Genomic DNA, 26,518 nt, shown 5'->3' with positions numbered 1-26,518 from the left:
TGGAGGAAAATATGTTTTTAAATACAGTGCACCATGTTGCTATTATTGTTTCTGATTATGACTTGTCTCGAGATTTTTATGTCAATAAACTTGGTTTTGAGATTATTCGGGAAAATCACCGTCCGGAACGTCATGATTATAAGTTAGACCTACGCTGTGGAGGTATAGAACTTGAAATCTTCGGCAATAAGACCAGTGATCCGAACTATGTGGAGCCCCCAAAACGTCCGTCTTATCCTGAGGCATGTGGCTTACGTCATTTAGCTTTCAGAGTGACTAATATTGAAGAGGTCGTCAAAGAGTTAGAACAAAAGGGTATCTCCTGCCAACCTATTCGCAAGGACACTTTTACCGGTGAAAAGATGACTTTCTTTGCTGATCCAGATGGTCTTCCCTTGGAGTTGCACGAGTAGTTTTTTTGACCTTAATTTTTTAAGTCATGGTATAATAGGTGAACGGCTGAGCCTAGAGTCAGTCGTCCTTTAGGAGATTATGGAATACTATTCTATTTTCGAAAGGAAACACACATGAAATTGAAAAAACTTCTTGTTACTGGGATGGCTATATTGGCTTCAGTAACAGCCTTTACTTCGGTTGCTCAAGCAGCAACATCTTCACAAGTCCAAAAGGTTATTGATGAATCTTATGTTCAACCAGACTATGTGATGGGATATTCGTTGTCGGAAGAGCAACGAAATGAAACCTTGAATTTATTAGGGTATGATAGTAGTAAGGATACTAATGTCAAGACCTTGACGACATCTGCTTACGCTAATATCATGAATGTGGCTGACGATTCTAGTCTTCAGCTATATTCTTCGGTTAAGATTGCTAAGCTGGGTGCTAAGGAAACCTTGAGTGTAGAGATTGTGACACCGCAAAATATCACGAAAATCACTCCAGATATGTACCGTAATGCTGCCACGACACTTGGTATTGAACATGCTAAGATTACGGTAGCAGCACCAATTGCAGTTACAGGAGAAAGTGCCTTGGCTGGTATTTACTATTCCCTTGAGCAAAATGGGGCTAAAGTTTCAGATGAAAGTAAAGAGCTTGCGCAAGAGGAACTTAAAACCCTTTCTCAAATCAATGAGGAAAATTCTGGTAAGACTGACTATGATGCAGACAAGCTTAATGTAGCTATGACTGATATTAAGTCAGCTGTTGCTGATAAAGGGGATAAGTTAACAGAAGACCAAGCTAAAACGATTGTTCAGCAAACGGTCAATAACTATAACTTGGATCTTTCAGATACGCAAATTAATCTTCTGGTGAATTTTGCTTTGAATTTGTCTAAGTCTTCAATCATTGATAGTGCTAGTTTCAAGTCGAGCTTGAGTTCACTTAAGGATTCTATCGTTTCGAAAGCTGGTAATACCTTCTCTGGAATCAACTTAAACTTTAATGCCAACAAAACACTTGAGAATAGCAAAAATATTTTTGCACAAATTTGGCAAGCTATTGTAGATTTCTTTACTGGATTTTCTAAATAGTAAAAGAGCTATCCATTTGGATGGCTCTTTTCTATTTTTCAGAAAATATGTGAAATGCTATTGAAATTATTCCAACAATTGTGTACAATGGTAAGCATCAATTCAGATTATTCTGAAAATTTGTTTTAGGAGATTCTCTTATGTCACAAACAAGTATATTTAGTCAGTCTACCTGGCGTAGTAAAATAAAAGCAATGGGACCCGGTATCCTAATGGCTTCGGCAGCCGTAGGTGGTTCCCACATCGTTTCATCTACCCAAGCGGGTGGTTCTTATGGATGGGCCTTGTTAGGCTTGGTTATTCTGGCTAACCTCTTCAAATACCCATTCTTCCGTTTTGGTGCTGAGTATACCGCAGATACAGGTAAAACCCTTGTTGAAGGTTATGCTGAGAAAGGTAAGTTCTATCTTTGGGTATTCTTCATTTTGAATGTCTTTTCAGCCTTGGTTAATACTGCAGGTGTTTCTATTCTTTGTTCAGCTATCATTGCTAGTGCCTTTCCAATGCTTGGTTTAAGTATTACCACTTGGTCAATCATTTTGGTTGCAATCATTTGGGGTATGTTACTCTTTGGTGGTTACAAACTTCTTGATGGCATGGCTAAATGGATTATGTCAGCTTTGACTATTGCAACAGTAGCAGCAGTTATTATTGCGGCAATCAAACATCCAGAGTACAGTGCTGACTTCGTTGAAAAAACACCATGGCAGCTCGCAGCCCTTCCATTTATCGTTTCACTTCTTGGATGGATGCCAGCACCAATTGAAATTTCAGCCATTAACTCACTTTGGTCAGCTGAGAAAAAGAAAACTGTTGATTTCAACACTGATGATGCCCTCTTTGACTTTAACGTTGGTTACATCGGAACAGCTATTCTTGCGGTATTCTTTGTAGCTCTAGGTGCGCTTATCCAGTACCCAACTGGTAAACCAGTAGAAGCAGCATCAGCTAAGTATATTGCACAGTTTGTTGGTATGTACGCATCAGTACTTGGTGAGTGGTCACGATATTTGATTACCTTTATCGCTTTCTTGTGTATCTTTGGTACTGTAATTACCGTTATTGATGGTTACTCACGTGTTAACGAAATTTCTCTTCGTCTTTTGTTTAACCAAAAAGAAAAAAATCAAACACCTTTGAATGTTTGGATGACCTTGACAGCTATTCTTGGTCTCATTATTATTTTCTTCTTCCAAGGTCAAGTAGCAACCATGCTTCGTTTCGCCATGATTGGTTCATTCCTTACAACACCTTTCTTTGCGCTTTTGAATTACGTACTTGTTACAAAAGAGAAGAAAGACCTTCCAACTTGGTTGAAAGGACTTGCCATTGCAGGTTTGATCTTCTTGTTCGGATTTGCCCTCTTCTTTATCTGGGCTTTGGCTATTGGTAAAGCAGGTTAATAGGAATAAACGGTTTCCATATGGAAGCTGTTTTTTTATTTTATAAATATGGGAGTAGGAGAGCTTATACCCAAGAGCACACAAAAAAACCATTCCAATCGGAATGGCTTAACAACAAGATGTTGCTTATTTGAGACCGTATTTTTTGTTGAAACGATCCACGCGTCCGTCTGCTTGTGTGAATTTTTGACGGCCAGTGTAGAATGGGTGTGAATCTGATGAAATTTCTACACGGATAAGTGGGTAAGTTTCACCTTCGAATTCAACTGTTTCGTTTGAGTGTTTAGTTGAACCGCTAAGGAATTGGTAACCAGTAGTTGTGTCCATGAATACTACTTGACGGTAATCTGGATGGATATCTTTTTTCATGTTAAAATATTTCCTTTCTGCCATGGTACTTTCCGCACCATAGTTTTTTTTAACTATTTTAGTTTATCAAAAGGTGGTCTACTTGACAAGTCTTTTTTACTATTTTTTAGGAAATTCGCATTTTGTAAATGCCACCGGTCTGGAAGCAGTGATTATCTTTATCAACGATGATTGCTTCAAGCTCAGCTTGTGAACTAACTTCCTGGAAAATATGTTCGAGACTAGAGCCAAATAAGCGGGTTGTCCAAATTTCACCATCGACTGAGAGGGATGAAATAATGGTAAGGCTGGCTAGGTCACTGGAGACTGGATAACCAGTTTGGCTATCAAAAATATGATGGTAGGTTTTGCCATCAATCTCAAAAGTACGTTCATAGATTCCCGAAGTGACAACAGACTGGTCTCTTATAGCAAGCACCATAAGATTTGTATTTCTAGTCTCCTTAGGATTTTGAATACCAATTCGCCATTTTTGGTCAGGATTATGGAGGGCTGGTCCAAAGGTTAGGACATTACCTCCGAGATTGATTAGGGCGCTGGTTACTTTTTCAGCTTTAAGAAAATCTGCAATACGATCTGCAATATATCCTTTTGCTAGAGCACCAAGATCAATTTTCATCCCTTTTTCTTTGAGAAAAACGCTTTGATTTTCCTCGGATAGAAGAATGGCATTGGGATTGATGATGTCCAGGAGCGGACGAATTTCTTCAGGAAGAGGCAGCTTAGCATCAGAAAAACCAATCCGCCAAGTCTGAATGAGAGGTCCAATAGCAATATTAAGGTGACTTCCAGGTTGGCAGCTGTGCCATTTTCCAAGAGAAATAAGTTCAAAAAGCTCTGGGTGAACTTTCACCGGATGTAAGCCTGCTGCCTTGTTAATTTTCATGAGTTCGGAACTGTCGTCATTGGCTGAGAAGCGCTTGTTGTAGGTATGCAAAAGTGCTTCAACTTGGTCTAGCAGGGATTCTGGTTCTTCATGATAGATAGAGACGTCAATCACAGTTCCCATGAGACGTACACGACGATTAGTGAGTTGCATGGGCAACAGTATCCTTGATTTCTTGGTAGATTTGGTCGTTTTCTTCTAAGCTGTAGGAATTGGCACCACTAGCTAGTGGGTGGCCGCCACCATCATGACGTTTGGCAATCTCGTTGATGACAATGCTTTTACTGCGTAGACGGACACGGTAATGCCCTTCAGGTTGCTCTACGAAAATAGCCCAAGATTCGACGCAATCAATACGGCCTGGAGTGCCAACAATGGCAGAACTTTCAGCATCAGTGACATTGAATTCATCCAAAATCTTTCGTGTCAAGACAACTCGAGCTGCACCATTTTCATCGACTTCTAGATTATCGAAAACATAACCTTGTAGTTTAGCAATTTTGAAAGGGAAACTGTCCATACGACGAGCCATTGCTGCAAAATCAAAGTCGTATTCACGAAGTTTAGCCGCGATTTGAAGTGTTTTAGGGGTAGTAGATGGAAATAGGAAGCGGCCTGTATCGCCAACAATACCATTGTAAAGAACACGAGCAGCGGCATCTGACAAGGAAAGGTCAAGGCTGAGGGCCCAGTCTGTCACAATTTCGCTGGCACTTGAAGCAGTCGTATCAACTAAGAGGAGGTCGCCGTAGGCATCGTCGTTAGGATGATGGTCAATTTTGATAAGAAAGTCCCCCTTATCAAAACGGTCGTCGTCGATACGAGGAGTGTTGGCTGTATCGGTAACAATAACAAGCGCTCCTTCATAGTCTTGGTCAGTTACCTTATCCATTTCAGCAATCCAAGATAAGGTAGGTTCATTGACACCTGTCGCAAGAACCTTTTTATCTGGAAAGTTTGTTTTTAAAATTTCCTTCAGTCCTACCTGACTACCAATGGCATCAGGGTCAGGTCTTTGGTGGCGGTGAATAATAATAGTGTCATGGGCTTTAATTTTTTCTAAAATAGCTTGAAATACAGTCATGAATGTCTCCTTGTGATTTTGTTTCTATTATATCATGAAACAATAGAAAAACGGTTAGCCTAGGCAAACCGTTGTAAAATTAGATATCTTTATAGTCGACTTCAAGTCCACGTTTAACCGCTGGACGGTTGGCAATTTTTTCAGTCCATGCTTGAAGGTGCTTGTATTCTTTAACATCAAGGAAAATACCAGCCTTGTCCCAAATCTTATCTTGAGCAAGACGGCCATACCAAGACCAGATTGCGATATCAGCGATAGTGTATTCATCACCAGCAATATAAGGTTTGGTTGCTAATTCTTTATCTAGCAAATCAAGTTGGCGTTTGGCTTCCATGGCAAAACGGTTGATGGCATATTCGATTTTTTCAGGTGCATAGTGGAAGAAGTGCCCAAAGCCACCACCTAAGAAGGGAGCAGCACCTGTTTGCCAAAAGAGCCAGTTGAGAACTTCCGTACGTTTTGCGTGATCAGTTGGAATGAGTTTTCCGAATTTTTCAGCCAAGTAAAGCAGGATGTTAGCTGATTCAAAGACACGAACTGGTTGGTCTTCAGAGTAATCCATCATGGCTGGAATCTTTGAGTTTGGATTGATCGAAACAAAGTCGGATCCGAATTGGTCACCGTCACCAATCTTAATACGATAAGCGTCATAGCCCGCTTGAGTCACACCGAGTTCTTTCAGTTCTTCAAGCATGATAGTTGCCTTGATACCATTAGGTGTCGGAAGAGTATAGAGTTGGAAAGGTTGGTCACCTTTAGGTAAAGTTTGTTCAAAACGTGCACCAGCTGTATGTTGATTGAGGCCGCCCCAGGCACCTCCCATAGAGGTTGGATTTTGCCAAACTTTTGGTAAAATATAGTCAGACATAAAGTTTCTCCTTGTATTCTTGATAGTTACATCCTAACAAAATGCTAATGGCATTTCAAGAATCTACTACGTCCTATTAGTGCGCCACCTTGACTTTTTCTATAAGAATGATAAGATAGTAAAAATTAATTTTTATCTGATAAAAACATATTGTTTAGAGAGGAAGAAAAGAATGACTGCTATTGATTTTCATAAGTTGGCTAAAACAGAACTACACTGCCATTTGGATGGTTCTCTATCATTGGAAACTATTCGTCACCTAGCTGACTTAGCAAAGATTGAGTTACCTACGGATGATGCGGAGCTCAAACACCATGTGACAGCCCCGGCTACCTGTGAGAGTCTCCTAGATTATCTAGAGGCTTTTGATTATATTCGTCCTTTGCTTCAAACAAAGGAAGCTTTGACAATTGCGGCTTATGATGTCGCTAAACAGGCTGCTCTTGAAAATGTTATCTATATTGAAGTGCGTTTTGCTCCCGAATTGTCAATGGATAAGGGGTTGACTGTCGCTGAAATCATTGATGCCGTTTGTCAAGGCTTACGTCAAGCTCAAGAAGAATTTGGAATTGTAGCTAAGGCCCTAGTTTGTGGCATGCGTCAATCAAATCAAGATTTAACGGCTCGTATTCTTGATGAAGCAAATAAGGTTGAAGATAGTGACTTTGTTGGTTTTGATTTTGCTGGAGATGAGCATCATTATGGACCTAAAGCGATTAAACCTTTGATTGAACAAGTTCAAAGTTACAACCGTCCGATGACTTTTCATGCTGGTGAGTGTGGTTGCCCTGCCTTTTTGGCTGAGTCGATTGCCATGGGAATTAAGCGTAATGGCCATGCAACGATTTTGGCTCAAGAGCCTAAGCTTTTGGAAGAGTTTGTCAAAAATGGTGTCACAGGAGAGTTATGTTTAACAAGTAATCTCCAGACCAAGGCAGCCGTTACAGTTGATGATTTTCCTTATCTAAAAATGAAAGCGGCAGGTGCTAATATTACTATTAATACGGACAATCGTACCGTTTCTGATACAAACCTGACCAAAGAGTACGAACTCTATCACAAGCATTTTGATAGCTCAGTTCAAGACTTCTATGCTCATAATAAGACAGCAATCGAAGCTTCATTTGCTAGTGATGAGGAGAAAGAAGAACTCCTTGAAAAATTGGCTAAAGCCTATTCATAAGAAGTTATTAGACTGGTAAAACTATATTAGAGTGATAAGATTGAGCCGTTTGAAACACAAGTTAAACCTATCATAAAAATAAGGGAGTGAGGCGAACTTTTTTCAAAAATTGTTCAGTCTCCCTCCCTTTTACGCTTGGAATTATGATAAAATAAGTACAATACATATTTTAGAGGAGACTGGTTTGGCACAACTTTATTTTCGCTACGGCACCATGAATTCTGGGAAATCCATTGAGATTCTTAAGGTTGCCTATAATTACGAAGAACAAGGAAAACCAGTGGTACTGTTGACCAGTCGTTTGGATAATCGAGATGGGGTCGGCTATATCTCTAGTCGTATTGGCATGAAGAGGAAGGCCTATCCTATTGGTGATGATACGGATATTTTTGGTTACATTGCTCATATGGATCCACGACCTTACTGTGTTTTAGTTGATGAGGCTCAGTTTTTGACCCGTGCGAATGTCTATGATTTGGCACGAATTGTTGATGAGTTAGATATCCCAGTGATGGCTTTTGGTCTCAAAAATGATTTTCAGAACAATCTCTTTGAAGGGTCCAAGTATCTCTTGCTTTTGTCTGATAAGATTGATGAAATCAAGACTATTTGTCATTATTGCTCGAGAAAGGCAACCATGGTTCTTCGTATGGAAGATGGTAAGCCAGTTTATGAGGGAGCACAAGTTCAAATTGGAGGACACGAGAGTTATATCTCCGTTTGCCGAAAACACTGGTTTAATCCACCTCAAGAAAACATAATCCCTTTGAATAAGGCCTAAATACGACTATTAGTTATATAAGGAGTAAAGATAACAAATGAACATTTATGATCAGTTACAAGCGGTTGAAGACCGTTATGAGGAATTGGGTGAATTGCTTAGTGACCCTGAAGTCGTTTCAGACACTAAACGTTTCATGGAGTTGTCGCGTGAAGAGGCAAATACTCGTGAGACGGTGACAGCTTACCGTGAGTACAAGCAAGTCATCCAAAGTATCTCAGATGCTGAAGAGATGATTAAGGAAGCAAGCGGTGATCCTGACTTGGAAGAAATGGCTAAGGAAGAACTTAAAGAATCCAAAGCTGCTAAAGAAGAGTACGAAGAACGCTTGAAAATTCTTCTCTTGCCAAAAGACCCTAATGATGATAAGAATATCATCCTCGAAATCCGTGGGGCTGCAGGTGGTGATGAAGCAGCCTTGTTTGCAGGTGACCTTTTAGCTATGTACCAAAAATACGCAGAAACACAAGGTTGGCGCTTCGAGGTCATGGAAGCCTCTTACAATGGTGTCGGTGGTATCAAAGAAGTGGTTGCCATGGTTTCAGGACAATCAGTCTACTCTAAACTCAAATATGAATCTGGAGCACACCGTGTGCAACGTGTGCCTGTGACTGAGAGCCAAGGTCGTGTTCATACCTCGACAGCAACTGTTTTGGTTATGCCAGAAGTTGAAGAAGTAGAGTACGAAATTGATCCTAAGGACCTTCGTGTCGATATCTATCACGCATCTGGTGCCGGTGGTCAGAACGTCAATAAGGTTGCGACTGCGGTTCGTATGGTTCACATTCCTACTGGAATCAAAGTAGAGATGCAAGAAGAACGTACGCAACAGAAGAACCGTGATAAAGCCATGAAGATTATCCGTGCGCGTGTTGCGGACCACTTTGCACAGATTGCTCAAGATGAACAAGATGCTGAGCGTAAATCTACTGTTGGTACAGGGGATCGTTCAGAGCGTATCCGTACTTACAACTTCCCACAAAACCGTGTAACGGATCACCGTATTGGTTTGACCCTTCAAAAATTAGATACGATTTTGGCTGGGAAAATGGATGAAGTCATTGATGCTCTTGTTCTTTACGATCAAACTCAAAAATTGGAAGAGCTTAACAAATGATTTTAGCGGATGTTCTGGCTGACTATGAAAAGCAGCTTGAGGCTGTTGGAGAAGAGCCAGAGGCCCTTTCCTTTGTTTATCGTGGTTTGAAGCAATGGGACTTGACCCATTTTGTTCTTCAATTGCGTCAGGAAGTTTCAGAGGAAGATGCTGAGCTATTAGCTCATGCATTTAGCCAACTAAAGAATCACCAGCCTGCTCAGTATATCTTGGGCTATGAAGACTTTCATGGCTTACGTTTTCAGGTTGATGAGCGTGTCTTGATTCCACGTCCTGAAACTGAGGAATTAGTGGACTTGATTTTAGCGGAAAACCCAAGCACAGAGCTTAAGGTTCTTGATATTGGAACTGGGAGTGGTGCTATTTCGGTATCCCTGAAAAAGAGTCGTCCCCTTTGGCAAGTAACAGCTAGTGACTTGTCAGCTGATGCCTTAGTACTTGCTAAGGAGAATGCCAAGCAAAATCAGGTAGCCATCAGCTTTGTTCGATCAGATGTTTTCGAAAATATTTCTGGTAGTTTTGATATCATTGTGTCAAATCCTCCCTATATTTCTGAAAATGATAAGGATGAAGTTGGGGTCAATGTCTTGGCTAGCGAGCCCAAGATGGCCTTGTTTGCTGATGAAGAAGGGCTTGCCATTTATAGACAAATTATTGAGGAGGCGAATAAGTATTTGACTCCTAGTGGAAAGCTCTACTTTGAAATTGGCTATAAGCAGGGCCAGGATTTGAAGGGACTCTTGTCTCTACATTTTCCAGATAAGCGAGTGCGTGTCCATAAGGACCAATTTGGACAAGATAGAATGGTCGTGATGGATGATGAAAAGTAAGAAAGTGTTAAGAGAAATCTTGGCTGACGGTGGCGCAGTCGTTCTTCCTACAGAGACTGTCTATGGTTTATTTGCTAAGGCTATGGATGAGAGTGCTGTGAACCATGTTTATGAGCTAAAAAATCGTCCTAGAGATAAAGCCATGAATTTGAATGTTGCTTCTTATGAAGATATCCTGTCTTATTCGAAAGAGCAGCCCAAATATTTAAAACAATTGTATGATGCTTTTTTGCCTGGACCTCTGACCATCATCTTAAAAGCTAATGATCAAGTACCTAGATGGATTAATTCAGGTTTGGCGACAGTTGGCTTCCGTTTGCCAAATCATCCTGTCACTAGAGAACTGATTCAAGCAGAAGGGCCCTTAATTGGCCCCTCAGCCAATAAGTCTGGAAAGGCTAGTGGTCGTTATTTTGACCAAATAAGAGCGCAATTTGATTTTCAGGTGACAGGCTATCAAGATGATGATGCCTTGTTAGGTGTAGATTCGACAATATTGGATTTGTCGGTCTCACCTGCTAAGATTCTCAGACAAGGAAAAATTACAAAAGAAGACCTATTGGCGGCTCTACCCGAGTTGACCATAGAATAAATGACTAACAGAGACCTATGGAAGTGTGAGATAATTTCCGATTGTATGTGGGTGAGTTGATTGAACCCCATTAGACCTCAAAGGAGACCTCTATGATTTTTGATAAAGAAGATTACAAAGCATTTGACCCTGAACTATGGAACGCCATCGATGCTGAGGCAGAACGTCAGCAAAACAATATTGAGTTGATTGCCTCTGAGAACGTGGTATCTAAAGCAGTAATGGCTGCTCAAGGAACTCTCTTGACTAACAAGTACGCAGAAGGCTATCCAGGTAAACGTTACTATGGTGGTACAGACGTGATTGATGTAGTTGAGTCTCTTGCTATTGAGCGTGCCAAAGAACTTTTTGGAGCAAAATTTGCCAACGTGCAACCTCACTCAGGTAGTCAAGCCAATGCAGCAGTTTACATGTCTTTGATCCAACCAGGTGATACGGTTATGGGAATGGATTTGTCAGCGGGTGGTCACTTGACACATGGTGCACCAGTTAGCTTCTCTGGTAAGACCTATAACTTTGTGGCTTACAACGTTGATAAAGAAACTGAACTTCTTGATTACGATGCTATTCTGGCTCAAGCTAAAGAAGTACAACCAAAACTCATCGTGGCTGGGGCTTCAGCTTACTCACGTATCATTGATTTTGCTAAATTCCGTGAAATTGCTGATGCTGTAGGTGCTTACCTCATGGTAGATATGGCTCACATTGCTGGTCTTGTAGCCTCTGGTCATCATCCAAGTCCAGTTCCTTATGCACATGTGACCACTACAACAACTCACAAGACACTTCGTGGTCCTCGTGGTGGTTTGATTTTGACTGATGATGAAGATATCGCTAAGAAATTGAATTCTGCGGTCTTCCCTGGTTTGCAAGGTGGTCCATTGGAACACGTTATTGCTGCTAAGGCTGTTGCTCTTAAAGAAGCACTTGACCCTGCCTTTAAGGAATATGGGGAAAATGTTATCAAGAACGCAGCTGCCATGGCTGACGTTTTCAATCAACATCCAGATTTCCGTGTTATCTCAGGTGGAACTAACAATCACCTCTTCTTGGTTGATGTGACTAAGGTTGTTGAAAATGGTAAGGTTGCGCAAAATGTTCTTGAAGAAGTTAATATTACTTTGAACAAGAATGGTATTCCATATGAGCAATTGTCTCCATTCAAGACATCTGGTATCCGTGTTGGTAGTCCAGCTATTACGAGTCGTGGTATGGGTGAAGCTGAGAGCCGTAAAATTGCTGAATTGATGGTTCAAGCTTTGGAAAATCACGATAAACCTGAAGTTTTGGAAGAGATTCGTGGAGAAGTTAAAGCTCTTACAGATGCCTTCCCACTCTATTAAAAACTATGTTAGATTTATATATTAAACGCATTGTCATTCACCAGTTTTCGCCAAATGATACGGAGCTGGTTTTAGCAGAAGGGCCTCTTGAAATAACGCCTCGCTTAGATGAGTATTTTCGAAAGAAACTCACTAAGGTTTTCTCTGATGAGGCTAAACGTGGCTATTTCGATGCGGAAAATGTTTTTATCAGTCATCTAGGAGATGATTTGATGGAAAGTTCTGTTAAAATTTCCCAACTTTGGAAGGAAGAATTTGTCATTTCTGAAGATCAAAAGACCAATGATTTGGTCTTTATTCAGTTTGATAAAGAAGGGCAAGAATATTTTGCTTTCTTGCGTATTGCTCTCAAGGACAGTTTGATTCATTCTTTGGGAGATAGTCAGCATCCTATTCAATTGTCACAAAATAATTTGCCATCTGCGGCCCAGACACCTGATGAAGCTTTGGTAATCAATCGTAGTAGTAAGCAGTATTATTTGATTGAAAAGCGAATCAAGCATAATGGAAGCTTTGCCAATTATTTCTCTGAAAATTTGTTACAGGTTCAGCCTGAACAATCTGTCAAAAAATCGATTAAGATGGTTGAAGATACTGCCCAGAAGATTGCCGAGAATTTTAATCAGGATGACTTTAACTTCCAAGGAAAAATGAAATCTGCTATTTTCAATAATTTGGAAGAAGACCAAGAGTTATCACCTGAAAAATTGGCAGACCAGCTCTTTGATAATAATTTGACAGCTCGTTTGACTTTCGTTGATGAGCTCAAAGAGGCTATACCTGAGCCTATTTCGGTATCAGATATTGACCATTCACGTCAAATTAAGAAATTGGAGAATCAAAAATTATCGTTATCGAACGGAATTGAGTTAATCGTGCCTAATAATGTGTATCAGGATGCTGATAGTGTTGAATTTATTCAAAATCCTGATGGCACCTACTCTATTCTCATCAAAAATATCGAGGATATCATCAATAAATAATATGTTTAAATGGATAAGACGTCTGGCGGTTTTTGTCGTAGTCCTCATCATAGGTATCCAATGTTATCGAATCCATGCCAATATTCAACATGTCTTAACCTATGAATCCATGGTTAAGGAGGTTTTGGCTGAAGACGACATCGATAATACAACCAATGTCGATTTGGTGTTGGCTATGATCTACACAGAAACCAAGGGGAAGACAGATGACGTGATGCAGTCCAGTGAAAGTTCTACAGGGGTGACTAACTCCATCACAGATCGAAAAGAAAGTATTCGTCAAGGGGTGACGGTGCTGTCAGAAAATCTGGAAGAAGCTGCCCACCATAAGGTGGATCCTTGGACAGCAGTACAAGCTTATAATTTTGGTAAGGCCTATATCGATTATGTGGCTGATAATGGTGGAGTTAACACCGTCGAATTAGCAAAAGCTTATTCAAAAAATGTCGTTGCTCCAAGTCTAGGAAACACTAGTGAGGAAACCTATACTTATTATCAACCTGTTGCCATGTATTATGGTGGGGGTAAGCTTTATACAAATGGCGGAAATATTTATTACGCCAAAGAAGTGCAGTTTAACCTCTTTTTGATGCGTATGTTCTCTCGTCTCTAAGAGGATACACTTCATTCTTAAGGAAAGACAAATGAAAGCATTATTAGTTTATTTTAAAGGATATGTCAAAGACAGTATCCTGGGACCCGTTTTTAAATTAATCGAAGCCAGTTTCGAACTTTTGGTCCCACTAGTCATTGCTGGAATTGTCGACACAACTATTCCAAATAAAGACAAAAATCATCTCTTTTTGATGATTTTTGTCTTATTTGGACTTGCCGTTATTGGTGTTGTCGTTGCTATTTCAGCACAGTATTTTTCATCAAGAGCAGCAGTTGGTTATGCGCGAGTGTTGACTAATGACCTCTATGCGAAAATCATGCGTTTATCAAAGGAAAAGCGGGATGAGATTGGAACTTCAAGTTTGGTAACACGCCTGACTGGTGATACCTTTCAAATCCAAACGGGGATAAATCAATTTTTGAGGCTCTTTTTGAGGGCACCAATTATTGTGACAGGAGCCATTATTATGGCATTCCGAATCAGTCCACGCTTGACCCTCTGGTTTCTTGGTATGGTCTTGGTATTGACCCTTATTATTGTACTAGCTAGTCGCATCGTCAATCCTTTATATGCCAAGATTCGAGTGATTAATGAGTCAATTGTTACTAATACGCGCCAACAACTTGAAGGTATGAGGGTTATTCGTGCCTTTGGTCAGAGTGAGCGTGAATTAGATAACTTCACGACTGTTAATAAAGACCTGAAGAAGTGGCAACTAAAAACAGGTGTGATAGCAAGTCTCATTAGTCCTTTGACTTTCTTAGTTGTTAATATGACTTTGATTGCTGTCCTTTGGCAAGGAAATCTGCAAATTCAAGGTGGGCTCTTGTCTCAAGGGATGCTGATTGCTCTGGTCAATTATCTCTTACAAATTTTGACGGAGCTTCTTAAATTGGCTATGATGTTGACCAATCTTAACCAGAGCTTTATTTCGGCGAAAAGGGTACAAGCTATTTTTGAACTCCAAGATGAGGATATTGAGGCACCTTTAACACTCAGGAAGCCAGATTGGTCGGAAACAGGACTTGCTATTGACCACATGACCTTTACCTATCCTACGGCTAGTTCGCCATCACTCCAAGAGATTCATGTCAGTCTTACTCAAGGTCAGTCACTAGGTATTATTGGTGGTACAGGTTCGGGTAAATCGACATTGGTGAACTTAATCATGAACTTATATCAGCCTCAGATTGGTTCTTTAGCTATTTTCAAAGATCAAAAATCACCAAAAAACCTTAAAGAGTGGCGTTCTTGGGTTGCCTATGTCCCGCAAAAAGCCGAGTTATTTAGGGGAACCATTCGTTCAAACTTGTCATTAGGGCTTGATCACGAACCTAGTGAGCAAGAACTGTGGCATGCTCTTGACATGGCTCAGGCTGCTGATTTTGTAAGGGATAAGGACCTTGGTTTAGATGAGCCAGTTGAGTCATTTGGCCGTAATTTTTCGGGGGGTCAACGTCAACGTTTGACTATTGCGCGTGCGTTGATGAGACCAGCACCATTCTTGATTTTGGATGACTCCACCTCAGCCCTAGATTACTTGACTGAAAGTCGCCTACTAGCGGCTATCAGAGACAATCTTAAATCAACGAGTTTGATTATTATTTCGCAAAGAACAAATAGCCTAAAAGCAGTTGATCAAATTTTGGTGCTTGATAAGGGGCATCAAGTTGGCTTGGGAAATCATGAAGCATTGCTTAACACTAATAAACTCTATCAAGACATTCATTATTCTCAACACCAAAAGGAGGTCGCTGATGAAGGCTAGAAATAATAAATCGACGCTTAAACGTTTAAGCAGAGATATCTTAAGCCAGCGTTACCTCTTTTCCTTAGCAACTATTGGGACCATTGTTCAAGTTGCCTTAACGGTTTACTTACCTATCTTAATTGGTGATGCAGTTGATGCTGTTCTTAAGATGAATGCTGTTCTTTTGATGTCACGATTAATATGGCAGATGCTTGTAGTTATCATAGCCAATAGTGCGATCCAGTGGCTAAATCCTTTAATTTATAACCGTTTGATTTACTCTTATAGTGAAAGTTTACGTGAGAGAGTAATGCTGAAAATTCATGCCATGCCTCTCAGTTACCTTGACCGTCAAGGAACTGGAGATATGGTTAGCCGTGTGACTACAGATAGTGACCAATTAAATAACGGACTTCTCATGGTCTTTAACCAATTTTTCGTCGGGCTTTTGACCATATTTGTTATTATCATTACCATGGCTCGTTTGGACTGGTTCATGATGCTCTTAGTTCTAGTGATGACGCCTCTGTCAATGCTTGTGGCACGTTTTATCGCAAAGAAGAGCTATCAACTCTATCGCAATCAAACTAAATGGCGAGGTGTGCAGACTCAGTTGATTGAGGAAAGTCTGACTCAAGAAGCTTTAGTACAGAGTCTAAATGCTCAAGACCAGATGGTTAGGAGTTTTAAAGACGTCAATGGTAAGTATGCTGATTATTCACAGGGTGCTATCTTTTATTCGTCAGCGGTTAACCCAGCTACACGTTTTGTTAATAGTCTAATCTATGCTCTCATTGCAGGTGTTGGTGCTTATCGAATCATGTCGGGTGGCGCTTTTACAGTGGGACAATTGACTACCTTCCTAAATTATGTCACCCAGTATACCAAACCTTTTAATGATATCTCATCTGTTCTATCTGAACTTCAAAGTGCTTTGGCCTGTGCTGATCGCCTTTATATGATATTGGATGAAGAGGAAATAACAGAAACAGGTAAGGCGGTCTTGGAAGAAGCAGATGTGCAGGGACGTTTTCAATTTGACCATGTCCAATTTGGCTATTTGCCTAATAAACCTCTTATCAAGGATTTGAGCATTGATATCCCTGCCGCAAGTACTGTTGCCATTGTTGGTCCAACAGGAGCGGGGAAATCTACCTTGATTAACCTACTTATGCGTTTCTATGATTTGGATAAGGGGAACATTCTACTGGACGGTAGACCTATTACAGATTATACTCGTGAGAGTCTTCGGAAACAGATTGGGATGGTTTTGCAGGAAACTTGGCTTGAGGTCGGCACTATTCATGATAATATTGCCTATGGAAATCCAGAAGCCAGTCGTGAAGAAGTCATAGCAGCGGCCAAGGCTGCCAATGCTGATTTCTTTATTCAGCAGTTGCCTCAAGGCTACGACACCTACTTGAATGATGCGGGGCAATCCCTTTCTCAGGGACAACGTCAGCTTTTGACCATTGCTCGCATATTTGTCAATGTGCCTAAAATCTTAATTTTGGATGAAGCCACTTCTAGTATCGATACTCGTACAGAGCTTCTCATTCAAGAGGCCTTCGCTAAATTAATGAAATGTCGAACAAGTTTCATCATTGCCCATCGATTATCTACCATAGAGAATGCGGACCTTATTTTGGTCATGAATAATGGAGATATCGTTGAACACGGAACCCATGAACAACTGATGCAAGCTAAGGGAATGTACTATCGTATGCAGACGGCCCAAAAGACACAAAATAGTTAAATCCGACAGAGCTTTTAAGCTCTGTTTTTTATGATTTTAGCCAATCATTTATCACGGAAGCTTATTAATGAAAAAGAAATGAAATTTAGTTATTTTTTCTTTTTTATTGGAAAAAATACTGATAAGATGGTAAACTAAAGAGGATATTATATAAAAAAAGGTATCGAAAATTAGAATGTTAAAACATAAAAACGTCCTAGTGTTTTTAGGACAAACCTTGCTTTATTTCGCCATTTTTATGGCCCTAATTTATCTCTACAATTACCTAGGACAAGGTCAAGGTAATTTTATCTATAACGAATTTTAGGAAGAATAATGACGAATACAAAAATTAAAGATATGATCGAAACGATTGAGCAGTTTGCTCAATCACAACCTGACTTTCCTGTTTACAATATTTTAGGGGAAGTTCACACTTACGGTGACTTAAAAGCTGACTCGGATAGCCTAGCTGCCAAGATTGATAGTCTTGATATTCCAGAAAAATCACCTGTTGTGGTTTATGGCGGTCAAGAGTATGAAATGTTGGCAACTTTTGTCGCTTTGACTAAATCTGGTCACGCTTATATTCCAATTGATAGTCACTCAGCTCTTGAGCGCGTGACGGCTATCGTTGAAGTAGCAGAGCCTAGTCTGATTATTGCTATCAATGACTTCCCACTTGAGGAAGTCCAAGCTCCAATTCTAACATTGGATCAAGTGACAACAGCTTTTGAAAGCAAGACTAGCTACGAAGTGACTCATCCTGTTAAGGGGGATGATACTTATTACATCATCTTCACATCAGGAACTACAGGTAAGCCTAAAGGGGTCCAAATTTCACACAATAATCTCCTTAGTTTCACCAACTGGATGATTACGGATAAGGAATTTGCGACTCCAAAACGTCCACAAATGCTGGCTCAACCGCCTTATTCATTTGACCTATCGGTAATGTACTGGGCACCTACATTGGCACTTGGAGGAACACTTTATGCTCTTCCTTCAGCTATTACACAGGACTTCAAGAAGCTCTTTGAAACGATCTTCTCACTTCCAATTGCCATTTGGACATCAACACCATCTTTTGCAGATATGGCAATGTTGTCTGAAGACTTCAATTCAGAGAAGATGCCAGAAATTACGCATTTCTATTTTGACGGAGAAGAGTTGACTGTCAAGACTGCTCAAAAGCTTCGCCAACGTTTCCCAGAAGCACGTATTATCAATGCTTACGGACCAACTGAAGCAACTGTCGCCTTATCAGCAGTAGCAGTAACTGATGAGATGCTGGCTAACCTTAAGCGTTTGCCGATTGGTTATACCAAGGAAGATTCACCGACTTATATTATCGATGAGGATGGCAATATCCTTCCAAATGGTCAACAGGGTGAAATCATCGTATCAGGACCAGCAGTTTCAAAAGGATATATGAACAATCCTGAAAAGACTGCGGAAGCCTTCTTCGAGTTTAATGGCCTTCCTGCTTACCATACTGGTGATGTAGGAACGATGACTGATGAAGGTCTCCTTCTTTACGGTGGTCGTATGGACTTCCAGATTAAATTTAATGGTTTCCGTATTGAGCTAGAGGATGTTTCACAAAACCTTAATAAGTCTAAGTATATTGATTCAGCAGTAGCTGTGCCACGTTACAATAAAGACCATAAGGTTCAGAACCTCTTGGCTTATGTGATTCTTAAGGATGGTGTTCGTGAGCAGTTTGAACGTGAAATTGATATCACCAAGGCGATTAAGGCAGACTTAGAAGATATCATGATGTCTTACATGATGCCTACTAAGTTCCTCTATCGTGAGAGCTTGCCTTTAACACCAAATGGGAAAATCGATATCAAGGGTCTTATCAGTGAGGTTAACAACCGATGATTGACTTCTTGAAACAGCTCCCCCATTTAGAAGCCTACGGTAATCCCTTCTATTTTATCTATCTTGGATTAGCTCTATTGCCAATCTTTGTGGGTCTCTTCTTTAAAAAGCGTTTTGCAATTTATGAGTGTTTGGTCAGTCTAGCCTTTATTGTTCTTGCTCTGACAGGAACACATGCTAGCCAATTACTAGCCTTACTCTTCTATATCGTTTGGCAAATCATCTGGGTTTATTCCTACAAACATTACCGCAGTAAAAAGGACAATAAATGGGTTTTCTATTTACACTCATTTCTTGTAGTCCTTCCCTTGATTTTTGTTAAGGTAGAGCCTGCGATAAATGGTACTCAGTCCCTTTTAAACTTTCTTGGTATTTCTTACTTGACCTTCCGATCAGTTGGTATGATTATCGAGATGCGGGATGGTGTCCTTAAAGAGTTTACACTTGGAGAATTCCTCCGATTCATGCTCTTTATGCCAACCTTTACGAGTGGTCCTATTGATCGCTTCAAACGCTTTAACGAAGATTACCAAGCGATTCCTGAGAGAGATGAGTTGATGAATATGTTGGAGCAAGCTGTCAAGTATATTATGCTCGGTTTTCTCTATAAATTTGTCTTGGCTCAAATTTTTGGAAGTATGCTTTTACCTTCACTGAAAACACAAGCTTTAGCTCAAGGTGGTATCTTTAATTTACCAACACTTGGTGTTATGTATGTTTTCGGTTTTGATCTTTTCTTTGACTTTGCAGGCTACTCGATGTTTGCCCTAGCAGCATCTAACCTTATGGGGATTAAGAGCCCAATCAACTTTGACAAACCTTTCATCTCACGAGACTTGAAAGAATTTTGGAATCGTTGGCATATGAGCTTGTCTTTCTGGTTCCGTGACTTTGTCTTTATGCGTTTGGTTATGGTTTTGATGCGTAACAAGGTTTTCAAAAACCGTAACACGACATCAAATGTTGCCTATGTCATTAATATGATGGTTATGGGATTCTGGCATGGAGTTACCTGGTACTACATTGCTTATGGTATTTTCCATGGTATTGGTCTAGGAATTAATGATGCATGGTTACGTAAGAAGAAGACCATTAATAAAGAACGTAAGAAAGCTGGTCTTGAGCCACTTCCTGAAAATAAATGGACGAAGGCTTTGGGAATCTTTATTACATTTAACACTGTTATGTTGTCATTCTTGATTTTCTCTGGATTCTTGAATGACCTTTGGTTCACTAAAAAATAAGTAAAGGAATTATAAAAATGGATGTAAAATCAGAAGTTATTGAAATTATTGATGAACTCTTCATGGAAGATGTTTCAGACATGATGGATGAAGACCTTTTCGATGCTGGTGTTCTCGACTCTATGGGAACAGTTGAGCTTATCGTTGAATTGGAATCACGTTTCGATATTCGTGTGCCAGTTTCAGAATTTGGTCGTGATGACTGGAACACAGCTAATAAGATTGTTGAAGGGGTAACGGAGCTTCGCAATGCTTAAGCGTTTATGGCAAATTTTTGGCCCTATAATCTGTGCCTTAGTCTTGGTAGTAGTAGTTATTTTTTCCTACCCTCAAGGCAGAAAACATAATTATGAGGTTGAAAAACGTAACGCAGTAACCTTGACAACTGAGAACTTTAAGAGCCGTATTAATAAGACGACAGCTCTTTCTGATAAGAATCATCGATTTGTCCCTTTCTTTGGGTCTAGTGAGTGGTTGCGTTTTGATGCCCTTCATCCAGCTGTTTTAGCTGAAAAATACGACCGTAACTATCGCCCATATTTTATTGGACAACGTGGGGCTGCCTCTCTAAACCAATATTTGGGAATGCAACAAATGCTTCCCGAATTGAAAAATGGGACAGCAGTCTATGTCTTGTCACCACAGTGGTTTACTAAAAAAGGTTACAATTCTGCGGCTTTCCAGCAGTTCTACAATAACGACCAACTTAGTAGTTTCTTAAGTCAAAATCAGACGGATGCAAATTCTCAGTATGCAGCTCAGCGCATCTTAGAGATGAAACCTGAGATTACTATGAAATCTCAACTTTCTAAAGTGGCTAATGGGCAAGATTTAAATTCTCTTGATAAGACTTATATTCAATTTATGGCAGAGCTTAATAAGCGAGAAGATGCCTTGTTCAGTCCTTTTGCAGCATCAAATAATGCAAATTACGACAAGAAGGTTCTTCCTTATCTTAAAGAGTTGCCAGACAAGTTCTCTTACGAGGCACTTGACCAGGTTGCCGTAAGAGATGCAGAAGCTCATACCAAGTCAAACGACTTTGGTATCGATGACCGTTTCTATAAGAAACGTTTGGCTAAAAAGATTGGTAAACTTAAAGGTTTCCAAAAGAATCTTTCGTATGAAGTTTCACAAGAATATGGTGACCTACAGTTGGTGTTAAATCAATTTGCTAAGTCAAATACTAATGTTATCTTTGTTATCCCACCTGTTAATAGCAAGTGGATGGCTTATACGGGACTAAGTCAGGAAATGTATGATGCTACGGTTTCTAAAATCCGTTATCAATTGGAAAGTCAAGGCTTCACCAATATTGCTGACTTCTCAAAAGATGGAGATCAACCTTACTTCATGCAAGATACCATTCATATGGGATGGAAAGGTTGGGTGGCCTTTGACAAGGCTGTTGATCCATTTGTAAGTAATCCAACACCCGCACCTAACTATAACTTGAACGACCGCTTTTATAGTAAGGATTGGGCAGGTTATACAGGGGCTCCTAGTCAGTTTAAGTAGCATTACTTAATAAATCAAAAAGGCTTGTTAAAGCCTTTTTATGTTATGATCTTTCCACGGTATTACCTTCGGAAATTATTAAAAAAGGTTTGGGAGTTATCCCAATCCTTTTTATCCTTTTAAGTTTTATAATACGTTAAACAGATAGTTATTTGTTTTTAGTTAGAGCTTTTCGAATTAAATCTGCAGGGATGATCAAAACCGCGATAAGAAGTGCAACGATATAGTGTTGAACGTCCATTGGAACGGTACTAAATACTTTACCACCGAATTGAATAATCAAGGTTTGAACGACAGCAATAGAAATCATTACAATTGAGAATTTCTTGTTTTCGCCGATATGTTCAAAAACATTGAATCCATTACTACGTGTATTAAGTGAGTTGAAAATGACAGCATAGATAAATACTGTAAAGGTGAATGTTGTTACCATTTCAAAGTTGCCAGTTCCATTTGTGATAAAGCCTTGGATACCACCAACATTTTTAAGAATAGCTAAACATACAAGAGTAATGAAGACGCTAGCTACACCAATAGCAGATTTCATATAGCCAGTAAGAATATTTGCCTTCTTAGCAACTGGCTTTTCATTCATGTAACGATCTAGGGTAGGCTCTTCACCAAAGGCAAGGGCAGCAAGTGTGTCCATGATAAGGTTAATCCAGAGAATTTGGATAATTGTAAATGGTTCTTTGAGGCCCAAAAGTGGTGAGAGAAGTGACATAGCAATTGTAGTCACGTTAACGGTTAATTGGAAGATAATGAATTTACTTACTGACTTACTCATAGTACGTCCATAGAGGACAGCTTTCTCAATAGAAGTCAATGAGTTATTCAAGATAACGATATCTGAGGCTTCACGTGCGACTTCAGTACCATCACCCATTGAGAATCCGACATCAGCTGATTTGAGGGCAGGTGAGTCATTGACCCCATCACCCGTCATACCAGCGACCATATCGAGGTCTTGAGCTGCCTCAATAAGACGTTTTTTATCCATTGGAAGGGCACGACTGACCACTTTTAAGTGAGGCAATTGTTGTTTAAGTTCTTGATCTGAAAGGGCAGAAAGTTCATCGTGAGTAAGAACAAGGTCATTTTGACCAGTAACGATACCGGCTTCTTTAGCGATAGCAACAGCGGTTTCTTTACGGTCACCAGTTACCATAACTACTTGAACACCTGCACGGTTCATTGTTTCAACAGTTTGTTTGATTGAAGAACGAACGTTATCACGGATACATACGATACCAATCAAGACTTTATCATTACCATCTGTATTGAGGATAGCAAGTAAACGCATTGAACGGTTAGCTTGTTCCAATGATAATTCTTGGAAACGAGCTTTAATATCATCTGTAAAGTTTTGTTTATTACCATCTTTATCAAGATAGTAGTAGCAGTCATTTAGGATGAATTCTGGAGCACCTTTGATGTAGGTTTTTCCATCGTTGGTCGTTACACTTGCGAATTTTGTTGCTGAGTTGAATTGTTGCTTCTCAGTAATTGTATTTGTATCAAAATCAAGTTGAGAACGACCAATAAGGAAATCAAGAAGTGCACGGTCAGTGGCGTTACTACCAACAGCACTGCCATCAGCTACCATGGCGTCGTTATTAAGACCGATACCATTAATCATTTCAGCTTTAAGGCTATCTGACATTGTGTCAAAATCAGGAGCGTCAGTTTCACCAGTAGCTGCATAAAGTGTTCCATCAGCAAGGAAGAAGTCAACTACAGATAGTTTACCTTCAGTGATAGTACCAGTCTTATCACTGAAGAGGATATTCATGTATCCGGCTGTTTCAATGGTATCAGGATGGCGAACCAGGATATTTTGAGCTAAAAGTCGTCCTGAGTTCATTGAAGAAACGAGTGCCAACATCATCGGAAGACCTTCTGGAACGGCCATGATGATGATTGTAACCGCAAAGAGAATCGTTTCAATGATAAGAAGGAAGATTGAACCACCATTGAGGTTATTAGCCTTATTGAGGGCAATAAAGCCTAAAACAAGGTTGATTACTGAATATGCAGCACCTGCACTATAACCGAGGACACCGATGTTTCCAGCAAGCTTGTTGAGTTTTTCTTTGGATGGTGAATCTTTACTATCTTCTTGAAGAGAAGTATTGATGCTTCCTAGAACAGTATTATCACCAATTTGTGTAGCTTCCATAACGGCTTCACCTGAAGTAACAACTGTACCACGGAAGACTTTGAGCTCTGTAAAGAGGTCGGAAGAGTCTGGTTCTGCTTGATCACCAAGAGGAAGTTTCTTAGCATCTTCACTTTCACCATTAAGGACAGCTTGGTTTACTTTTAACTCACCTTCCAGTATGATACCGTCAACTGGAATCTTGTCCCCTGATTGAAGGAGAATTTGATCACCTTTTACAATATCATCAACAAGAACTTCTTTAAGTTTACCATCACGATAAACCTTAGCATTAGTTTTTGAAGCCTCTTCTTGAAGAGTGTTGAATTTTTGCTCATTTCGGTATTGTGAGACTGCTGAGAATCCTGTAGACATCAAAATGGCGAAAATTAGTGAGATAGCCTCATACCAGTTGGCTTCACCAATAGCAGGGAAAATCATTCCAACAAAGTTGAAGATGATTTTTAATCCTAAGGCAGCCAAGAGGATAAGAATCCATTGATCTTGGAAGGCTTCGATAAAGATTGAGAGGAGCGAGTTAGCCTCTTTACTAGAGAGCCTATTATCGCCATGGGCGTTTTTACTTGCTTGAACTTCAGCAGAAGTCAAGCCTTTAAATTTTTTCATTTAAGGTTTGTATCCTTTCTAAATTATTACTGAATTTTAAGGCTAGTAAATTATAAGCCAAAAAGCTTATCATTACAGTCACGATAACTGAATAACTATCAGTAAGTATTATACTTTATTTTACTATTAAATTGTTGATTTTTTACCAATAGAATATTGAAGTTTCTTTTGTCTTTAGCAAGAGTAGGGGAGAACAAAAAACTTGTATTTTTTCGTTAAATATAATTATATCCTTCCACCTTCAATTCATACAAGCCTCTCACCGCATTGCATCCGTAGATGGCCTGAGCCTGTTCCATATCTTTTACGGTCAAGACTTTTTCTTTAAGCTTATTATCAGCAATTAGGCTTTGTCTGTAGATGCCATTTAAGAGGCCGAGGTGAACGGGTGGTGTGTAGAGTTGGTCCTCGATTTTAAGCACAATGTTACCGATAGAGGTTTCTAGGAGTTGCCCCTCATGATTATAATAGATTTGTTCGTGAGGTTCGATACTAAGGTGAGGACGGTAACTTGTTTTGAAGAAGGTATAGGGGCTATCCAACGTATGCCTTTGCTCAACTAACCTTGCTTGGCAGAAGTCATTGGATAAGTTTGTTAATTGGGTATGTTCAAACTTCAGTTCACCATCTTTTGCAAGTGACATTTTAAGACGGTAATCTTTGTCAAAGTCTAGTGATTGGCACAGAGCTTCGACTTGATAGTGAGCTTTTTCTGCATTGAAAGGATAGTCAAAGTAGCGACTACTCTCTTGCAAGCGTTTCATATGCTCCTCAAGAAATAGCAGTTTTCCTTGGTGGACACGAGCAGTTGAAATGAGATCGAATTTGGGGTTCTGACGGTATAGAACAGCAGCTTTTTGCTTTGTTTCTTCATATTCAGCTTCCCAGTTGCTGTCCCAGGTAATACCTCCTCCGACACCATAGATAGCCTTGGTTCCTTCCATTTGTAGTGTCCGAATGGCCACGTTAAAAATACTAGGTCCCTGTGGCACCAAGATACCAATAGCTCCACAATAAACACCTCGAGGCTGTTTTTCAACCTTCTTAATAATCTCCATGGTTGCTATTTTTGGGGCACCTGTAATCGATCCGCATGGAAAAAGGGCTTGGAAGACATCATTTAAACGACTATTTGGTAGGAGTTGCGTCTCAATAGTTGAAGTCATTTGCCAAACCGTAGAGTATTGTTCAACTTGGCAAAGGCTCTTGACATCTTCACTTCCTATTTTTGAAATACGATTCATGTCATTTCTAAGTAGATCGACAATCATCATATTTTCAGAGCGATTTTTCTGATCCTGAGCTAGCCAATGGGCTTGTTTGAGGTCAGTTTCAGTTGTTAAACCACGATTGGTGGTACCTTTCATTGGACGAGTGGTCAGTCTATCACCATCTTTTTTAAAGAAGAGTTCTGGACTTATGGAAATGATAGAAACATCATCGTGCTGAATAAAGGCATTGTAATGTGCATTTTGCTCAACAACCAATCGGTTATAGATGGCAAAGGGATCAGCTGTCAGCTTCTGTTGAAGTTGAACAGTATAATTAACCTGATAAGTATCACCTTGTCGAATATGGTGGTGTATTTGCTCAATAGCAGCCTTGTATTCCTCTGCAGAAGTTAGCTCTTGCCAAGATTCTGGTAGGGAAATTGGCTCATAAGTAAGTGGAATAGGCTCTGTTTGAACAGTTTCATGAATAGTGAAGTAGAGGAGATACTCTGACATTAATGGACCATCAATAACCTGAAATTTTGTCTCGAAGGCAGGGGCAGCTTCATAGGAAACATAACCTACTGCATAATAGCCCTTATTTTGATAGGCTTCGACTTCAGCTAAGAGATGCTTAACTTCCTTAATGTTCTTTGTTTTTAGTTCTTTAATGGCGTCTGTAAAAATTTGTCTGACACCAAGTTCTTTAAAATCAATAACAGTTTTCTTATGCATACTTAGAGTATAACATAAGAAGTTTCCCTCTGGTTCTTTTTCATGTTTTAATTCTCTTTCTCAAAATTCTAACCAAAAATGAACTTTTCAGATAGTTTTACA

At 39.8% G+C, this 26,518-nt stretch carries 24 protein-coding genes; 18 read left to right on the top strand and 6 right to left on the bottom strand.

Annotated elements, in window-relative coordinates; all coding sequences use genetic code 11:
- Window positions 1–11: 11 nt before the first annotated feature.
- The 3 genes from PCY16_RS06690 to PCY16_RS06680 all read left to right on the top strand — a co-directional run bounded on the left by PCY16_RS06690 (window position 12) and on the right by PCY16_RS06680 (window position 2,899).
- Window positions 12–413, top strand: coding sequence for a VOC family protein (locus PCY16_RS06690; RefSeq protein WP_037597911.1), 402 nt, complete (start codon window positions 12–14; stop codon window positions 411–413).
- Window positions 414–527: 114 nt separating this feature from the next.
- The gene (locus PCY16_RS06685; protein WP_002891171.1) at window positions 528–1,496 is read left to right on the top strand and encodes a DUF1002 domain-containing protein; all 969 of its coding nucleotides are present in this window, start codon (window positions 528–530) and stop codon (window positions 1,494–1,496) included.
- A 140-nt stretch (window positions 1,497–1,636) separates the two neighbouring features.
- Complete coding sequence (locus tag PCY16_RS06680) at window positions 1,637–2,899, top strand: NRAMP family divalent metal transporter (RefSeq protein WP_195413573.1); 1,263 nt, start codon at window positions 1,637–1,639, stop codon at window positions 2,897–2,899.
- Between the two features lie 126 nt (window positions 2,900–3,025).
- Here PCY16_RS06680 and PCY16_RS06675 read toward each other — a convergent pair whose 3' ends face one another.
- The 4 genes from PCY16_RS06675 to yghU all read right to left on the bottom strand — a co-directional run bounded on the left by PCY16_RS06675 (window position 3,026) and on the right by yghU (window position 6,106).
- Window positions 3,026–3,268 (bottom strand): type B 50S ribosomal protein L31, encoded by a 243-nt coding sequence (locus tag PCY16_RS06675; RefSeq protein ID WP_003093591.1) that lies wholly within the window; start codon window positions 3,266–3,268, stop codon window positions 3,026–3,028.
- Between the two features lie 106 nt (window positions 3,269–3,374).
- Window positions 3,375–4,307 (bottom strand): FAD:protein FMN transferase, encoded by a 933-nt coding sequence (locus PCY16_RS06670; RefSeq protein WP_155222395.1) that lies wholly within the window; start codon window positions 4,305–4,307, stop codon window positions 3,375–3,377.
- Window positions 4,294–5,238: a bifunctional oligoribonuclease/PAP phosphatase NrnA gene (locus PCY16_RS06665; RefSeq protein ID WP_195413572.1), complete on the bottom strand. Its 945-nt coding sequence runs from the start codon at window positions 5,236–5,238 to the stop codon at window positions 4,294–4,296. Before PCY16_RS06665 ends, PCY16_RS06670 begins: the two co-directional genes overlap by 14 nt.
- A gap of 79 nt (window positions 5,239–5,317) precedes the next feature.
- Complete coding sequence (gene yghU / locus PCY16_RS06660) at window positions 5,318–6,106, bottom strand: glutathione-dependent disulfide-bond oxidoreductase (protein ID WP_151404585.1); 789 nt, start codon at window positions 6,104–6,106, stop codon at window positions 5,318–5,320.
- Window positions 6,107–6,278: 172 nt separating this feature from the next.
- On the opposite strand from yghU, the gene add reads away from it, so the two are divergent.
- From add to dltD, 15 genes are all read left to right on the top strand, one after another.
- Complete coding sequence (add, locus tag PCY16_RS06655) at window positions 6,279–7,289, top strand: adenosine deaminase (RefSeq protein WP_073949941.1); 1,011 nt, start codon at window positions 6,279–6,281, stop codon at window positions 7,287–7,289.
- A gap of 184 nt (window positions 7,290–7,473) precedes the next feature.
- Window positions 7,474–8,070 carry a thymidine kinase gene (locus tag PCY16_RS06650; RefSeq protein ID WP_037600810.1) on the top strand — a complete coding sequence of 199 codons (597 nt, stop codon included), beginning with the start codon at window positions 7,474–7,476 and terminating at the stop codon, window positions 8,068–8,070.
- A gap of 37 nt (window positions 8,071–8,107) precedes the next feature.
- Complete coding sequence (gene prfA, locus PCY16_RS06645) at window positions 8,108–9,187, top strand: peptide chain release factor 1 (protein WP_004182370.1); 1,080 nt, start codon at window positions 8,108–8,110, stop codon at window positions 9,185–9,187.
- Window positions 9,184–10,017: a peptide chain release factor N(5)-glutamine methyltransferase gene (gene prmC / locus PCY16_RS06640; RefSeq protein WP_195413571.1), complete on the top strand. Its 834-nt coding sequence runs from the start codon at window positions 9,184–9,186 to the stop codon at window positions 10,015–10,017. Before prfA ends, prmC begins: the two co-directional genes overlap by 4 nt.
- Window positions 10,004–10,609, top strand: a complete 606-nt coding sequence (locus tag PCY16_RS06635) for an L-threonylcarbamoyladenylate synthase (protein WP_155222390.1) — start codon at window positions 10,004–10,006, stop codon at window positions 10,607–10,609. Before prmC ends, PCY16_RS06635 begins: the two co-directional genes overlap by 14 nt.
- 92 nt (window positions 10,610–10,701) lie before the next feature.
- Window positions 10,702–11,952 carry a serine hydroxymethyltransferase gene (gene glyA, locus PCY16_RS06630; protein WP_060971346.1) on the top strand — a complete coding sequence of 417 codons (1,251 nt, stop codon included), beginning with the start codon at window positions 10,702–10,704 and terminating at the stop codon, window positions 11,950–11,952.
- 5 nt (window positions 11,953–11,957) lie between these two features.
- Complete coding sequence (locus PCY16_RS06625; protein ID WP_037600795.1) at window positions 11,958–12,935, top strand: nucleoid-associated protein; 978 nt, start codon at window positions 11,958–11,960, stop codon at window positions 12,933–12,935.
- A gap of 1 nt (window position 12,936) precedes the next feature.
- Window positions 12,937–13,548: a lysozyme family protein gene (locus PCY16_RS06620; RefSeq protein ID WP_064525048.1), complete on the top strand. Its 612-nt coding sequence runs from the start codon at window positions 12,937–12,939 to the stop codon at window positions 13,546–13,548.
- Window positions 13,549–13,579: 31 nt separating this feature from the next.
- Window positions 13,580–15,319: an ABC transporter ATP-binding protein gene (locus tag PCY16_RS06615; RefSeq protein ID WP_129852267.1), complete on the top strand. Its 1,740-nt coding sequence runs from the start codon at window positions 13,580–13,582 to the stop codon at window positions 15,317–15,319.
- Window positions 15,309–17,057 carry an ABC transporter ATP-binding protein gene (locus tag PCY16_RS06610; RefSeq protein ID WP_064525043.1) on the top strand — a complete coding sequence of 583 codons (1,749 nt, stop codon included), beginning with the start codon at window positions 15,309–15,311 and terminating at the stop codon, window positions 17,055–17,057. Before PCY16_RS06615 ends, PCY16_RS06610 begins: the two co-directional genes overlap by 11 nt.
- A 175-nt stretch (window positions 17,058–17,232) precedes the next feature.
- Window positions 17,233–17,364: a teichoic acid D-Ala incorporation-associated protein DltX gene (locus PCY16_RS06605; RefSeq protein ID WP_002885174.1), complete on the top strand. Its 132-nt coding sequence runs from the start codon at window positions 17,233–17,235 to the stop codon at window positions 17,362–17,364.
- Window positions 17,365–17,372: 8 nt separating this feature from the next.
- Window positions 17,373–18,923, top strand: a complete 1,551-nt coding sequence (gene dltA, locus PCY16_RS06600; RefSeq protein ID WP_014634613.1) for a D-alanine--poly(phosphoribitol) ligase subunit DltA — start codon at window positions 17,373–17,375, stop codon at window positions 18,921–18,923.
- Window positions 18,920–20,167, top strand: coding sequence for a D-alanyl-lipoteichoic acid biosynthesis protein DltB (dltB, locus tag PCY16_RS06595; protein ID WP_002891150.1), 1,248 nt, complete (start codon window positions 18,920–18,922; stop codon window positions 20,165–20,167). The genes dltA and dltB overlap by 4 nt, the downstream gene beginning before the upstream one ends.
- Before the next feature lie 17 nt (window positions 20,168–20,184).
- Window positions 20,185–20,424, top strand: coding sequence for a D-alanine--poly(phosphoribitol) ligase subunit DltC (gene dltC / locus PCY16_RS06590; RefSeq protein ID WP_002891149.1), 240 nt, complete (start codon window positions 20,185–20,187; stop codon window positions 20,422–20,424).
- Window positions 20,417–21,685 (top strand): D-alanyl-lipoteichoic acid biosynthesis protein DltD, encoded by a 1,269-nt coding sequence (gene dltD, locus PCY16_RS06585; RefSeq protein WP_064521196.1) that lies wholly within the window; start codon window positions 20,417–20,419, stop codon window positions 21,683–21,685. The genes dltC and dltD overlap by 8 nt, the downstream gene beginning before the upstream one ends.
- 148 nt (window positions 21,686–21,833) lie before the next feature.
- Here the strand turns inward: dltD and PCY16_RS06580 are convergent, their stop codons facing one another.
- Together PCY16_RS06580 and pabB are read right to left on the bottom strand one after the other, a co-directional pair.
- Complete coding sequence (locus PCY16_RS06580) at window positions 21,834–24,470, bottom strand: calcium-translocating P-type ATPase, PMCA-type (protein WP_070839059.1); 2,637 nt, start codon at window positions 24,468–24,470, stop codon at window positions 21,834–21,836.
- Window positions 24,471–24,685: 215 nt separating this feature from the next.
- The gene (gene pabB, locus PCY16_RS06575; RefSeq protein ID WP_064525035.1) at window positions 24,686–26,416 is read right to left on the bottom strand and encodes an aminodeoxychorismate synthase component I; all 1,731 of its coding nucleotides are present in this window, start codon (window positions 26,414–26,416) and stop codon (window positions 24,686–24,688) included.
- Window positions 26,417–26,518: the final 102 nt, after the last annotated feature.

The sequence above is a fragment of the Streptococcus sp. SS4 genome (assembly GCF_030440125.1).
Lineage (GTDB): Bacteria > Bacillota > Bacilli > Lactobacillales > Streptococcaceae > Streptococcus.
This window is presented reverse-complemented; position numbering and strand designations above follow the sequence as displayed.